Genomic DNA, 14,208 nt, shown 5'->3' with positions numbered 1-14,208 from the left:
TCACTTCTGACATGGCACTATGTCAACCCAGACATAGTTGCGTCGTCTCCGGGAGGTAACGGTTTGGCCACCGTCAGCACGCTCGGCTACGCGCTGCTGTGCGTGCTCCACCGCGGGCCACTCACCGGCTACGACATCGTGCGACGGATGCGGCGACCGATCGGCTACTACTGGACCGCGCAGCAGAGCCAGATCTATCCCGAACTGGCCCGCCTGTCGGCGGCCGGCCTCACCGAGCACGAGACGGACAGCGGACCCGGCCCGCGACAGCGCAAGACCCACCGGCTGACCGCCGCGGGCCGGGAGGCGCTCGCCGAATGGCTGGTGCGGCCGGCCGTCGTACGACCGCCGCGCGACGAAACCGTGCTCAGGACGTACGCGCTGGCCATGGCCGATCCGGCCGCGATGCGGGAGATGTACCTCGCCGAGGCGGCGACGTACGAGCGTCAACTGGCCGACTTCACCGGGCAGCACGCCGAACTCGCCGCCCGGGGCGCCGACGACCCCGGGCACCCGGAGTTCGGCGCGTACGCCACCCTGGAGTTCGCCCTGCTGCGCTACCCGTCCCGCATCCAGTGGTGCCGATGGCTCGCCGACCGGCTGGCCCAGCTGGCCAGCCGGAACGCCCCTCCGTAGCCTGATCGGCCATCGACCCCGGCGGCCCTGTTGTGAGATGGTTCAGGCATGGCGAAGAAGCCGCCGCGCGACGACGCCGGCGACCGTGACCTGCGGATCAGCCCACCGAAACGGTCGGCTGCCGGGCTTCCCGGTGTCACCCACGCGCTCGCCGACGGGCTCGCCCAGATGGGTGTACGGCGGACCGCGCTGACCCTGCTCAGGATCAACCAGGCCGACGGGTTCGACTGCCCCGGCTGCGCCTGGCCCGAACCGGCACCCGCCAAACGGTCCCACGCCGAGTTCTGCGAGAACGGCGCCAAGGCCGTCGCCGAGGAGGCGACCCTGCGCCGGATCGGCCCCGACTTCTTCGCCGCCCACCCGATCTCCGAACTCGCCGGGAAGTCCGACCACTGGCTCGGACAGCAGGGCCGGCTCACCACACCGATGGTCCGCCGCCCCGGCGCCGACCACTACACGCCGATCAGCTGGAACGACGCGTTCACGCTCACCGCCGCGCACCTGCGGGCCGCGGAGCCGGACGAGGCGCTGTTCTACACCTCCGGCCGTACGTCGAACGAGGCGGCGTTCCTCTACCAACTCCTCGCCCGCGCCCACGGCACCAACAACATGCCGGACTGCTCCAACATGTGCCACGAGTCGTCCGGCGTGGCCCTGACCGGCACGATCGGCATCGGCAAGGGCTCGGTCACCCTCGACGACATCCACCGCGCCAAGCTGATCGTCGTCGTCGGGCAGAACCCCGGCACCAACCACCCCCGGATGCTGTCCGCCCTCGAACACGCCAAGCGGACCAACGGGACGAAAATCATCGCCGTCAACCCGCTGCCCGAGGCCGGCCTCCTCCGCTTCCGCAACCCGCAGCGGCGCGACGGCGTCGTCGGGCAGGGCACCGCGCTCGCCGACGAGTTCCTGCAGATCCGGGTCGGCGGCGACCTCGCCCTCTTCCAGGCGATCGGGGCCCTGCTGGTCGAGTGGGACGCCGTCGACCCGGCGTTCGTCGCGGCCCACACCAACGGCCACGCCGACTACGTCGACGCGCTACGCAAACTCGACTGGGACGACGTGATCGCCTCGACCGGCCTGACCCGCGCCGAGATCGAGACCGCCGCCCGAATGTTCGCCGACTCCGAGGCGACGATCGTCTGCTGGGCGATGGGGCTCACCCAGCGCCGCGACTCGGTCGGCGCGATCCGCGAGATCGTCAACGTGCAACTGCTCCGCGGCATGCTCGGCAAGCCCGGCGCCGGCCTGTGCCCGGTCCGTGGCCACTCCAACGTCCAGGGCGACCGGACCATGGGCATCTGGCACGAGACGCCGTCGTGGGCCGGCAAACTCGGCGAGTTGCTCGCCGTCGACATTCCGACCCGGCACGGGTACGACACCGTCGAGGCGATCCGGGCGATGCGCGACGGCCGGGCGAAGGTGTTCGTGGCCATGGGTGGCAACTTCGCCGCCGCCTCCCCGGACACCGACGTGACGCTGGCCGCCCTGCGGGCCACCCCGTTGACCGTGCACGTGTCGACGAAGCTCAACCGCTCGCACGTCGTACCCGGGCAGACCTCGCTGATCCTGCCCTGTCTGGGCCGGACCGAGCGGGACGTGCAGGCGTCGGGTGAACAGTTCGTCACCGTCGAGGACTCGATGTCGGCGGTGCACTCGTCCCGGGGCCGGCTCGCCCCGGCCTCCGACTCGCTGCTGTCGGAGATCTCGATCGTGGCCCGGCTGGCCCGGGCACTGATGCCGGACTCGACCATCCCGTGGGAGACGTACGAGGCGGACTACCGGGCGATCCGGGAGGTCATCGCGGCCGTCGTACCCGGCTTCGAGAACTTCGAGGCCCGGGTGTCGCGGCCCGGCGGCTTCACCCTGCCGCACCCGCCCCGCGACCGACTGGCCTTCAACACCCCGTCCGGCCGGGCGCACTTCACCGTCAACGAACTGTCGGTGATCCGGGTGCCGGAAGGGCGGCTGCTGCTCCAGACGATGCGCAGCCACGACCAGTACAACACCACGATCTACGGGCTGGACGACCGCTACCGGGGCGTCAAGGCGGGCCGGCGGGTGGTGTTCGTCAACCCCGACGACCTGGCCGCACTGGGGTTCGCCGACGGCGAACTCGTCGACATCGTGTCGGAGTGGTCCGACGGCAGCGAGCGCCGGGCACCGGCGTTCCGGGCCGTGGCCTACCCGTCGGCGCGCGGCTGTGCCGCCGCCTACTTCCCCGAGGCGAACGTGCTGGTGCCGCTCGACTCGACGGCGGTCGGCTCGAACACCCCGACGTCGAAGCAGATCATCGTGCGGTTGGAGCCTGCTCCAACGCCAGCGCGCTGAGCCGGGCCGCTGCCCGGGCCGGGTCGGCACCGCGACCGACCGCCAGCCCGAGCAGGTAGGCGGTCACCGGGGCGCCGGGCCGGATCACGTGGTGCGCGACGTCCCGGGCCAAGTCCAACACCACCGGTACGTCGACCTCGGCCGGATCGAGTCCCAGTTCGGCGCAGGCGGTAACCACCCAGTCGTCCAGCGTCGTCATCGCGTCCACTCCTCCGCCCGGCGTACGTCGTCGACAGTGTCGCAGTCGTACCAGGGTGGCGGTCCGGTGCCGGCCCACGGCACTTCGGTCACGTCGAGGCCGCCGAGCAGCGCGCGCATCGAGGCGCCGGCGAGCGTCCCGCCCCGGGTCTCGGCCAGCCGGGCGGCCGCGGCCCGCAACGCCTCGACCCGCCACACCCCGCACAGCAGTTGCCGGCGGCCGTCCTCGTCGACGAAGAGCGCCCCGTCGCGGGTGCAGTGCCGGCGCAGCGACGCCACCGCCTCCGGGGTGAGGAACGGCAGGTCGGCGGCGAGCACGGCGACCAGTTCCGGCCGGGGTGCGGCGTGGGTGAGGTGTGGCGCCGACGGGGCGACGACCGACTCGGGCCGGGCGACGGCGACGGCCGGGTGGGCGATCGGCGTGGCCGTCCGTGGATCCGGTCCGGGCAGGGTGGTCGGGCCGGGCGTGACCGTGACGGACGGATCGGCCGTGACGCTCTGGGCGGATGTGCCGGTCCGGTCGGCCTCTGCTTCACCGGGCGCGGTTCCCGCAGCCGGGTCCGGCGTGGCGGTGACGAGCCGGGCGAGGCCGGCGGCCAGTGCGGCGACCGGACCGGAGCCGGGCGGATCCTCCCGGGCGGTCAGCACACCGGCCGGCAGGCCGTCCGGGGGGCCGACGACGATCCGTGGGTATGCGTCGGCGACGGCGGCGAGGACCCGCTCCCGCATCGGCCGGCCACCGACCGGTACGGCCGGCTTGTCGACCCCGGCCATCCGGCGGGCAGCGCCGCCGGCGAGCAGCACCACCGCGTACCGGTCCACGGCCCCACGGTAGTCGCCGGTATCTCTTCCTGCTCCGGGAGCAGCGCGGCGCCCCGGTCGCCGTGATCGTCTGCGGCTCAGGCGTTCCGGGCCCGGCGTGTCGGGTGTCTGAACCGCAGACGATCAAGCCGACCCGAGCCCGCCCCGCCGGCAACCGTTACCTCGGTCCGAGTTTGCGGACGATCACGACCCACGAAAGGGGACGGAACACCACACCGCCCGGTCGGCGCAGGTCGGCACGTCGTCGGGCGAGGCAAGATGGCGGAATGGGACGGGCGACTGATCGGCGTACGGTGCTGCGGATCGACACGGCGGCACGGCCGGCCGCCCGGCGCCGGCCGGACACGCTCAGTGCCGAGGAGCCGCTGGAGATCCGGGTCGGCCGCGCCGGACCCGGTCGGCGGCGGCCACTCGCCGTGACGATGCGTACGCCCGGCGACGATCTCGACCTGGCGATGGGCTTCCTGTTGACCGAGGGGCTGATCGGCAGCACCGACGACGTGGTGACGGCCCAACTGTGCGCCGGCACCGACACCCCGAACACCTACAACGTGGTCGACGTGGTGACCGCCGACGGACTGCCGGAACCGCGGACCGACCCGTCCCGCAACTTCTACACCACCAGTTCGTGCGGGGTGTGCGGCAAGGCGAGCATCGACGCGATCCGGACCCGCTCGCGGTTCGCCGTCGACGACGATCCGCTGACGGTGCCGGCGGAGCTGCTGACCGCGCTGCCGGACCGGTTGCGGGCGGCACAGCGGGCGTTCGACCGTACCGGGGGGTTGCACGCGGCCGGCCTGTTCACCGGGGACGGGGAACTCGTCGTGTTGCGCGAGGACGTCGGCCGCCACAACGCGGTCGACAAGGTCGTCGGCTGGGCGCTCCGGGAACATCGGCTGCCGCTGCGTGGGCACCTGCTGCTGGTGTCCGGGCGGGCCAGTTTCGAGCTGACCCAGAAGGCGTGGATGGCCGGGCTTCCGCTGCTGGCGGCGGTGTCGGCGCCGAGCACGCTCGCCGTCGACCTGGCGGCCGAGGCCGGGATGACGCTGGTCGGCTTCCTGCGCGGCACGACGATGAACGTCTACACCCGACCGGACCGGATCATTACCTGACCAAGCGCCTACCCGGATCCTTGGTCGCCAAGCCTTGGCCGCCAATGCCGTGTTTGCTGTACTGGCGAGTTTGCGGTTACCGCAAACTCGCCAGTGTGGCAAACTCAGGCTGTGAGCCTGACGGAGAGTGAGCTACTGGGTCAAGCGTGGCAACAACTCGTGGCGCTCCTGCCGACGTACGTCGAACTCGTTGACGTGACACCTCGTAAGCCAAGCCCCGACACATCGATCGACAGGCTTTGGGAGGTACGAAGCACTGACGGCGGCAGAAGCCTCGTTCTCGTCACGGCCAGGACCTCCCTGGAACCGCGGGAGGCCGAACGAATCAAGGCCCAACGGAAAGGGTTGGGCTGGCCGACCAACCAAAAGCCCGGGTCACTGCTGGTCGTGGCACCGTGGTTGAGCGCCCGGTCACGGGACCTACTGGAGCAGGAAGGCTGCTCTTACCTCGACCTGACCGGAAACATCAACTTCCGGGTCGAGCGACCCGGCGTCTATCTGCGCCTGCAAGGAGCTGCCCGTAACCCTGATCCGATGCTGCGTCCGCCGGTTCGATTGTCCGGCGCGAAGGCCCGTCGGTTGGTGCGGCTACTCGTCGATTTCGTTCCGCCATACCGGTTGACCGACCTCGCACGAGCCGGCGACCTCAACCGAGGCTATGTGTCCAGCCTGCTCAACACACTGGACGAACAAGCGCTCCTCGAACGTGACCGGAAAGGTGCCGTTCAACACGTCGACTGGCCGGCCCTGCTCGTTGCCGCAGCCGGCCCGTACGACCTTTTGCGGAATAACCCGGGGACGCTGTTCGTCGCACCGGCAGGGGCCGCCGACCTCTACCGCCGGCTCGACGACACCGCTCCGGCAGTCGCCGTTACCGGCTCGTTCGCAGCATCCGCCGTCGCGCCGATCGTCGCGCCGATGCAGTTGGTCGCCTACGCGGAAGATCCCTCTGCCGTACGTCGGTTCGGCCGTCTCCTGCCGGTCGACCGAGGCGCCGATGTGGTCCTTCTACGGCCCGAAGATCCCAAACAGGTCGAGCGGACGCGACGGGTGATCGGCCACACCCACGTCGGGTTGAGCCAGTTGGTGCTGGACTGCCTCGGCGGTAACGGCCGACTTCCGGAAGAAGGGCAGGCTGTTTTGGAGTGGATGCGCACAAAAGAAAATGATTGGCGGCTCCGAGGTTTACCCGAGTTCGATGGTTAAGGTCGCATCCCGTGACCACCTCAACAAGCCCTCTTTATATAGCTGCACGCCGCGTACTGCTAGACGCTTTCGAAGCCCTGGCCGAGCATCGAAAGGCCGTCATCCTGGGATCACGTCCACGGTGGTGGTGTATGAGCTGACGGCCACCGGTTGATCCTGGGATGAGCTTATGCGGTGGTCAGTGCGGGTTTGGGTTGCGGCACGGCGTCGGGTTGTTGGTCTTCGGGGGTTTCCTGGCGGGCTTTGGTGAGGAGTTCGGGCCCGATGTAGCGGCGTTGTTCGGTCCATTCGTCGGTCTGTTCGGCCAGGACGGCTCCGACGAGGCGGATGACGGCGGCTCTGTTGGGGAAGATCCCGACGACGTCGGTGCGGCGTCGGATTTCCTTGTTCAGCCGTTCCTGTGGGTTGTTGGACCAGATCTGGCGCCAGATCTCGTGTGGGAAGTTGGTGAAGGCGAGTAGGTCCTCGCGGGCCTGGTCGAGGTGTTCGGCGGCGGTGGGGTACTTGGCGTTGATGGTGTCGACGACGCGGGCGTACTGGGCGCGGACCTCGCCAGGGTCGGGCTGGTCGAAGATGGTGCGGACCATGGTCGCCACCCATGGTTGGGCGCTTTTGGGGACCTTGGTGAGCAGGTTGCGTAGGTAGTGGGTGCGGCAGCGTTGCCAGGACGCGCCGGGTAGGGCGGAGCCGATCGCGTCGACGAGGCCGCGGTGGGCGTCGGAGATGACCAGGCGGACGCCTTTGAGGCCGCGGGCGGTCAGGCCGCGGAGGAACGCGATCCAGCCGGCGCCGTCCTCGCTGGCGCACACGTCGAGGCCGAGGACCTCGCGGTGGCCGTCGGCGTTGACGCCGACCGCTACCAGGCAGGCGACGTTGACCGTGCGGCCGTCCTCGCGGACCTTCATCGTCAGCGCGTCCAACGCCACGAACGTGTAGTGGGCGGAGTCCAGGGGCCGGCTTCGGAACGCCTCGACCTGGGCGTCGAGGTGCTGCGCCATCTGTGACACCTGCGACTTCGACAACCTGGTGACGCCGAGCTGCTCGGCGAGTTTCTCGACCCTGCGGGTCGACACCCCGAGCAGGTACGAGGTGGCCACGACCGTCACCAGGGCCTGCTCGGCGCGGCGTCGGTGTTCCAGCAGCCAGTCCGGGAAGTACGAGCCGTGACGCAGTTTCGGCACCGCCAGCTCGACCGTTCCGGCCCGGGTGTCCCACTGTCGGGCCCGGTAGCCGTTACGCGAGTTCGTCCGCTCCGGGCTGCGCTGGCCGTAGTCGGCCCCGCAGACCGCGTCGGCGTCGGCGTCGGCGGACATCAACGCGTTCGCGAACGCGGTCACCATCGCCGCCAACACGTCCGGGCCACCCTCGGCCAGTTGCTGGCGTAGCAGGTCGGCAGGGTTCACACTCTCTAATGCGGTCATCGGTGCGGTCTCCTTCAAGATCTTGGTCGGTCTCTGAAGGATCAATCCGATGGCCGTTCATCTCGTTACGGGCGAGTCAAGGACCCGACCGTCGTACACCACTCCCGTGGACGTGACCCATCCTGGCTGACGCCCAGGCGATATACGTACGAACTGGCGAGGCCGAGCTTGACATCAGTGTTGCGCCGTTCACAACCGATGCCGACCTCACCCTCGATCCTCGAACGCTCGGCCCGGAACCCAAGGTTGAGGAGGCAATGCGGTCAGCAGGGTTCCGACTAACCACCGAGCCGGGCATCTGGATCGCCTCAACCGCCGTGGAAGGCCGTGCTGTCGACGTTCCAGTCGACCTGCTTGTACCCGAGTCGCTGGCCGGCCGTGGCCGGCGCTCGGCGGACTTACCACCACACGGCAAGAACTCGGCTCGACGGACTCCCGGCTTGGAGGCGACCGTGGCCGACCACAGCAACGTACTGATCAGCAGTTTGGAGCCCCAGGTCGATCGGCGGACACTACTCGTCCCCGTCGCAGGAACGGCCGCGTTACTGGTTGCAAAGGCGCACAAGTTGCATGAGCGGCTCGCCGCCGCCGACGCCGGACGAGCGGATCGGCTCAGACCCAAGGATGCCAGTGACGTGATTCGTCTGATGCAGGCAGACTCGGCCGACCAGATCGGAGCCCGGCTGCGAACATTGGCCGACGACGAGATGGCCGGTGCCAGCGTCCGCGACGGAGTCGGGCATCTGCGTGAACTCTTCGGCCGTAGGCGCTCGCCCGGGGTCGACCTGGCTGTCCAAGCGCTACAAACCGCCGTTCCTGAGGCGGTCCTCCGAACGCTGGCCCCGGCATACATGGCGCTGCTGCTGGACAGTTACAACGCTTGAACCGACTGGAGTGAAGGAGACCAAGCAGTCAGCCGCCGATCCGGCGGCGGCGGATCCGGCGACGGCCGGGTCTGGCGGGTCGCCGGGGACCGGGCCGGCTTCGGGCTGATGGCCAGTCGGCGAGCATCGAGGGTGGGGTGCCCAGTTGCAGCGCCTCGTCGATCAGCAGCGCCATCGAATAGTCGGGTTCGGCGCGTAGTGCCCGGTCGATCGCCACACTCGCAAGTGCGCCGTTGCCGGCCCGCCACGCGGCGAACGCGAGCAGGCTCGCCGGGGCGGCGGCGAGTTCGGGATCCACCCGCCGTACGACGTCCGACCACAGGATGACCTGCCAGTCGTCGTCGCCGATGCGTTCCCAGGCATGGTCACGGACCGGCAGATGCGGCAGCAGCACCGTCAGCCAGGCCAACTCGTCGTCGGTGAGCCGCCCCTGGTCCCGATGCCGGGTCATCGCGTCCCGTACGGCTGCCTCGCCAACGGTCCGCACGACCCGGTCGGCCGCCGCCGGTGGAACGGCCGCGTCGACCAGTTCGCGGAGCCGCTCCTCCGCGCGCCGGGTGGCCTGCCGCATCGACTCCCGGGCCGGTCCGTCGAGCGGGGCGACCTGGCGGGCCAGCGCCGCCCGGTCGGGCAGCGCGACCTGGCCGGCGAAGGTGGCGGTGGCTGCCACCTCGGTGATCGCCGCGTCATAGGCGGTGCCCTCGGCGGGGCAGCAGTCGACGGCGTCGCACAGGTAGGACCAGTAGCGGTCCCCGGTCAGCCGCAGGGCCTCCAGCACCTGTATTCCGGCCTCCCGCAACGCCATGCCGACCAGTTCGACGGTCGGGGTGACCCGGGCCGCGGCACCGTAGCCGACGATCATCGCGCTGTCGGCCTGCTGCCTGACGACGACCAGGGCGAGGTGTCGGGCGGTCGCGTCCCGGGCCAGGGCCGGCGTGCCGAGCGCGGGCAGGTCGCCCCGGGCCGCGAAGACGATCTTCGGACCGCGAAGTGCCACCACCACGACGCTGTCGGCGGGGTGGAACCCGAGCAGGTAGGGCACGGCGGCGAGCAGGTCGGCGGGCGAGCGGACGGAGAGCTTGGGCGCCGCCGGCAGCCCGCCGCACGAACCCGACGCCGACGCCGGTGGCGGTGGCGGTGGCGAAGCGGGGGACGGCGGGAGATCGGGGAGCGGTGGGGGATCCATCGGAGTCATGCCGAGCAGCGTGGCCCGGCCGACGGTTGATCGGAATACGGAGCCCGGCAGCTGTGGACGACACGCGGGTCATCCACAGACACGCAGAGTATTCCTGCTGCTCAGGACCGGAACCGCACCCCATGAAGTGCGACGTCGTCCCGGTCGCCGCTGCCACCGCCCGGATGCAGGTCGAGGGTCAACTCGACCGCGGACAGCACGTCGTAGCCGGCCGCGTGCAGGCAGCGCAGCGCCTGCTCGTTGCGGGCCTGCGGGCGTACCGTCAGCTTGTCGAGCCCCCGGCGGCGGGCCTCGTCGGCGACCCGGCCGAGCAGCGCGCGACCGATCCCCTGACCGCGGTGGGTCCGGGCCACCACCACCGGTTCGACCTGCCCCGACGACCCGTCCATGATCAGACCGACCAGGCCGACCACCCCGTCGACCGGATGTTCGGCCACCCACACACCGGACAGGTCGAGCCGGGTCAGGTATTCCTCGAACGCCGCCCCGGGATCGGCACCACCGTGCCCCGGATCGGCGTAGAGAACGCCGTGGTGGGTGGCCAGTTCGGCACAGAGATTCCGGCCGGCTCCGTGGTCGGCGGGCCGGTACGGGCGGATCGCGACCTCGTTCATAACAGATGCTCGCTTCGCTCGCTCATATCCTCCCTTCTACCCCCGAATCGGCCGCCGCGATACCACCTGACGAGCACAGTTTTTCCGGGGCAACGGTTAGGTTGCCCGGATGGACCTGGCCTACCTCCGGGCACACCCGCAGCACCTGCCCACCTTCCTCACCCACCAGCGGATCCGCGAGACTCCGGTGGGTGGCGGGGACATCTGCGTGGCGTCCCGGCTCACCCTCGATGACGGCGGTTCGCTGTTCACGAAAACGTGGCCGCCGGCATCGGCCGCACCCGTACCGGAGGGGTTCTTCGCGGCCGAGGCCGCCGGCCTGACCTGGCTGCGGGCGGCCGACGCGGTGCCCGTACCGGAGGTTGTCGTGGCCCTGCCGGACCTGCTGGCACTCGAGTGGGTGGAGCCCGGCCCGGCCACCGCGGACGCCGCCGCCCGGTTCGGCCGGGAACTGGCAGCGCTGCACCGGGCCGGGGCACCCGCCTTCGGCGCCGAGTGGCCGGGCTTCATCGGCGCCCTGCCGCAGGACAACACCCCGTCGGCCGGGCCGTGGCCGGCGTGGTTCGCCGAGCGTCGGCTGCTGCCCTACCTGCGGCGGTCGGTCGACAACGGCGCGCTCTCGGCGACCGAGGTCACCCTGGTGGAGCGGCTGGTCGCCGGGATCGACGGGTACGGCGGTACGGAGCCGCCCGCGCGCGTGCACGGCGACCTGTGGCCGGGCAACGTGCTGTGGGGCGCTGACGGGCGGGCCTGGCTGGTCGACCCGGCGGCGCACGGCGGCCACCGGGAAACGGATCTGGCCCAGCTCGCGCTCTTCGGTGGCGCACCACACCTTGCAGAAGTCATCGAGGGGTACGGCGAGGTCTGGCCGCTCGCCGACGGCTGGCGGGTGCGGGTGCCGATACACCAGTTGCACCTGTTGCTGGTGCACACCGCGCTGTTCGGCGCCGCATACCGGAGCGCGGTGCGGTCCGCTGCCGAGGCTGCGCTCCGTGCCTGAACGCCGCCCAGGGCGGCCGTATGGGACGGCCCTACGGCCGGTGCCCGCGACGCGCTACGGTCGGACGATGACGATCGCCGGGCAGCCTGACCGGGGCGGGCTCGCCGACCGCTTCGGTCGAACGGCGACCGACCTGCGGGTTTCGCTGACCGACCGGTGCAATCTGCGCTGCACCTACTGCATGCCGGCCGAAGGGCTGGCCTGGTTGCCGCGCGACGAGGTGCTCACCGATGCCGAGGTGGTCCGGCTGATCCGGATCGCGGTGGAGCGGCTGGGGATCACCGAGGTCCGCTTCACCGGCGGCGAGCCGCTGATCCGTCCCGGTCTGGTCGACATCGTGTCGGCCGCGGCCGCGCTCGACCCTCGCCCGGGGTTGTCGCTGACCACGAACGGGATCGGCCTGGACCGGCTCGCCCGCCCGCTGCGGGAGGCCGGACTCGACCGGGTGAACGTGTCGCTGGACACCCTCGACCGGGGCCGGTTCACCGAGCTGACCCGCCGGGACCGGCTGCCCGACGTACTCGCGGGGTTGGCCGCGGCGGCCGCGGCCGGTCTGCGCCCGGTGAAGATCAACGCGGTGCTGATCCGCGGAGTCAACGACGCGGACGCGGTCGACCTGCTGCGGTTCGCCCTCGCCGGCGGCTACGAACTGCGGTTCATCGAGCAGATGCCGCTCGACGCGCAGCACGCCTGGCAGCGCGCCTCGATGGTGACCGCCGACGAGATCCTGGCCGACCTGCGGACAGCGTTCACGCTGCGCCCCGACCCGGCCCACCGGGGTGGCGCACCGGCCGAGACGTGGCTGGTCGACGGCCACTCCGCCCGGGTCGGTGTGATCGGTACGGTCACCCGCCCGTTCTGCGGCGACTGCGACCGGACCCGGCTGACCGCGGACGGCCAGGTACGCGCCTGCCTGTTCGCCACCGAGGAGTCGGACCTGCGTACGGCGTTGCGGGCCGGGGCCACGGATGCCGAACTCGCCGACCGGTGGCGGGCCGCGATGTGGGGGAAGAAGGCCGGCCACGGCATCGACGACCCGGCGTTCCTGCAACCGGTCCGCCCGATGTCGGCGATCGGCGGCTGACGGTGGCCGGATCGCAGCTCACCGTGCGCTACTTCGCCGCCGCCCGGGCCGCCGCGGGCACCGGCGAGGAGACCGTCGAGGCGACAGGGTCGGTGGACGAACTCGTCGACGTACTGGTGGCGGTCCACGGTGAACGGCTGGCCCACGTACTGAAGGTCGCGAGTTTCCTGGTCGACGGAACCGCCTGGCATGATCATCAAGCACCACTTCCGGCGGGCGTGACCGTCGATGTCCTGCCGCCCTTCGCCGGCGGCTGAGGAGGGCTCGGGGTTCCATGGCGGTCATCGGCTTCGCGGGGACCATCGCGGTCGTCACCGGCCTGATCCACCTTTATCTGTGGAAGAGGCTGGTCCGCGACACCACCCGCCGGGGAAGGTGGCGGCGGATCGGCACGGTCGCCGCGCTCGTCCTCGCCGTGCTAGTACCGCTGACCCTGGTCACCTCCCGGTCCGGCGTCACATGGCTGGTCTGGCCGGGCTACCTGTGGCTCGCGGTCATGTTCTACCTGCTCGTCGTGATGCTGGTGCTGGAGATTCCGATGCTGGTCGCCCGGCTGGCGCTGCGCCGCCGCCCGGCGGCCGCACCGACCGGCCCGGTCCCCACCGACCCGGCCACCGAGTCCCTGATCGCCGAACCGGCCCTGGTGGGTGGCGGGGCGCCGACCGAACCGCCGGCCCCCGCCGCGCCGCCGGTGCCGACGCCGGCCGAGGCGGGCCACGACCCCGGCCGTCGGCTGCTGCTCGCCCGCGGTGCCGCGATCTTCGCCGGTCTCACCGCCACCGGCCTGACCGGGTACGGCGTGTCGACCGCACTCGGGCCACCCCGCATCGACCGGGTACGCATCCCGCTCGCCCGGTTGCCCCGGGCGATGGACGGACTGCGGATCGCCACCGTCTCCGACATCCACCTCGGACCGCTGCTGGGCCGGCCCCACACCCAGCGGATCGTCGATCTGATCAACGGGCTCGACGCCGACCTGGTGGCGGTCGTCGGTGACCTGGTCGACGGGCCGGTCGCGGAGTTGGGACCGGCCGCGGCACCCCTGGCCGATCTACGGTCCCGCCACGGCAGCTTCTTCGTGACCGGGAACCACGAGTACTACGCCGGCGTGCAGGAGTGGGTCGCCGAGGTCGACCGGTTGGGTCTGCGGGTGCTGGAGAACGAGCGCCAGGAGATCGTGACGCCGCGTGGGGCGCTCGATCTGGCCGGCGTCAACGATCCGGCCGGGGAGGGGACGGGTGCCACCGGCGGCCCCGACTTCGAGAAGGCGCTCGGGGGCCGTGATCCGCAACGCCCGGTCGTGCTGCTGGCCCACCAGCCGGTCATGGCACAGGAGGCGGCGCGGTACGACGTCGACCTGCAGCTGTCCGGGCACACCCACGGCGGCCAGATCGTTCCGTTCAACCTGTTGGTGGGCCTGGAGCAGCCGGTGGTCTCGGGCCGAGGCAACGTCGACGGCACCGAGGTCTACGTGACCAACGGGGCGGGCTTCTGGGGTCCGCCGGTGCGGGTCGGTGCCCCACCTCAGATCAGCCTGGTCGAGCTCCGTAGTCCTTGATCCCGAAAGCAATGCCGGCCGCCGGCTGCCGGGCCGAAGCGGCAATAAAGGATGGGTAGCACCCGAATGCGCCCGTTTGCTCGGGTGATTTGTCCAAAATCTATGCCACTGGTCGGTAACCTGATGGGATAGTGCACGTCACGG

14 protein-coding genes are annotated in these 14,208 nt (G+C 70.9%); 9 read left to right on the top strand and 5 right to left on the bottom strand.

Annotation, left to right across the window (positions count from 1 at the left end):
• The first annotated feature begins 63 nt into the window (after positions 1-63).
• Entirely contained in the window at positions 64-636 is a 573-nt protein-coding gene (locus Prubr_RS12525) for a PadR family transcriptional regulator (protein WP_212825074.1), read from the top strand.
• A 48-nt stretch (positions 637-684) separates the two neighbouring features.
• Entirely contained in the window at positions 685-2,970 is a 2,286-nt protein-coding gene (locus Prubr_RS12520; RefSeq protein WP_212825072.1) for an FdhF/YdeP family oxidoreductase, read from the top strand.
• Here the strand turns inward: Prubr_RS12520 and Prubr_RS12515 are convergent.
• Positions 2,930-3,169, bottom strand: coding sequence for a DUF6457 domain-containing protein (locus Prubr_RS12515; RefSeq protein WP_212825070.1), 240 nt, complete (start codon positions 3,167-3,169; stop codon positions 2,930-2,932). The two genes, Prubr_RS12520 and Prubr_RS12515, sit on opposite strands and share 41 nt — an antisense overlap.
• Positions 3,166-3,972 carry a molybdenum cofactor guanylyltransferase gene (gene mobA, locus Prubr_RS12510; protein ID WP_212827940.1) on the bottom strand — a complete coding sequence of 269 codons (807 nt, stop codon included), beginning with the start codon at positions 3,970-3,972 and terminating at the stop codon, positions 3,166-3,168. Before mobA ends, Prubr_RS12515 begins: the two co-directional genes overlap by 4 nt.
• A 284-nt stretch (positions 3,973-4,256) precedes the next feature.
• Between mobA and fdhD the strand changes: the two genes are divergently transcribed.
• Entirely contained in the window at positions 4,257-5,102 is an 846-nt protein-coding gene (gene fdhD, locus Prubr_RS12505) for a formate dehydrogenase accessory sulfurtransferase FdhD (protein WP_212825068.1), read from the top strand.
• Between the two features lie 111 nt (positions 5,103-5,213).
• A complete protein-coding gene (locus tag Prubr_RS12500) occupies positions 5,214-6,308 on the top strand; it encodes a hypothetical protein (RefSeq protein WP_212825066.1) in 1,095 nt (364 codons plus the stop codon).
• A gap of 167 nt (positions 6,309-6,475) precedes the next feature.
• Here Prubr_RS12500 and Prubr_RS12495 read toward each other — a convergent pair whose 3' ends face one another.
• Entirely contained in the window at positions 6,476-7,729 is a 1,254-nt protein-coding gene (locus Prubr_RS12495; RefSeq protein WP_212825064.1) for an IS256 family transposase, read from the bottom strand.
• A gap of 452 nt (positions 7,730-8,181) precedes the next feature.
• On the opposite strand from Prubr_RS12495, the gene Prubr_RS12490 reads away from it, so the two are divergent.
• The gene (locus tag Prubr_RS12490) at positions 8,182-8,613 is read left to right on the top strand and encodes a hypothetical protein (RefSeq protein WP_212825061.1); all 432 of its coding nucleotides are present in this window, start codon (positions 8,182-8,184) and stop codon (positions 8,611-8,613) included.
• 28 nt (positions 8,614-8,641) lie between these two features.
• On the opposite strand, the gene Prubr_RS12485 is transcribed toward Prubr_RS12490, so the two are convergent.
• Both Prubr_RS12485 and Prubr_RS12480 read right to left on the bottom strand, forming a co-directional pair.
• A complete protein-coding gene (locus Prubr_RS12485; RefSeq protein ID WP_246568608.1) occupies positions 8,642-9,808 on the bottom strand; it encodes a DUF4192 domain-containing protein in 1,167 nt (388 codons plus the stop codon).
• Between the two features lie 101 nt (positions 9,809-9,909).
• A complete protein-coding gene (locus Prubr_RS12480; protein WP_212825059.1) occupies positions 9,910-10,422 on the bottom strand; it encodes a GNAT family N-acetyltransferase in 513 nt (170 codons plus the stop codon).
• 109 nt (positions 10,423-10,531) lie between these two features.
• Here Prubr_RS12480 and Prubr_RS12475 point away from each other — a divergent pair, with 109 nt between their 5' ends.
• The 4 genes from Prubr_RS12475 (at position 10,532) to Prubr_RS12460 (ending at position 14,064) form a co-directional block, all read left to right on the top strand.
• Positions 10,532-11,422 (top strand): fructosamine kinase family protein, encoded by an 891-nt coding sequence (locus Prubr_RS12475; RefSeq protein ID WP_212825057.1) that lies wholly within the window; start codon positions 10,532-10,534, stop codon positions 11,420-11,422.
• A 67-nt stretch (positions 11,423-11,489) separates the two neighbouring features.
• Positions 11,490-12,506: a GTP 3',8-cyclase MoaA gene (moaA, locus tag Prubr_RS12470; RefSeq protein WP_212825055.1), complete on the top strand. Its 1,017-nt coding sequence runs from the start codon at positions 11,490-11,492 to the stop codon at positions 12,504-12,506.
• Between the two features lie 2 nt (positions 12,507-12,508).
• Positions 12,509-12,763, top strand: coding sequence for a MoaD/ThiS family protein (locus tag Prubr_RS12465; protein ID WP_281425903.1), 255 nt, complete (start codon positions 12,509-12,511; stop codon positions 12,761-12,763).
• A 17-nt stretch (positions 12,764-12,780) separates the two neighbouring features.
• Entirely contained in the window at positions 12,781-14,064 is a 1,284-nt protein-coding gene (locus Prubr_RS12460; protein ID WP_212825053.1) for a metallophosphoesterase, read from the top strand.
• Positions 14,065-14,208 lie beyond the last annotated feature (144 nt).

This window comes from Polymorphospora rubra, assembly GCF_018324255.1.
Lineage (GTDB): Bacteria > Actinomycetota > Actinomycetes > Mycobacteriales > Micromonosporaceae > Polymorphospora > Polymorphospora rubra.
This window is presented reverse-complemented; position numbering and strand designations above follow the sequence as displayed.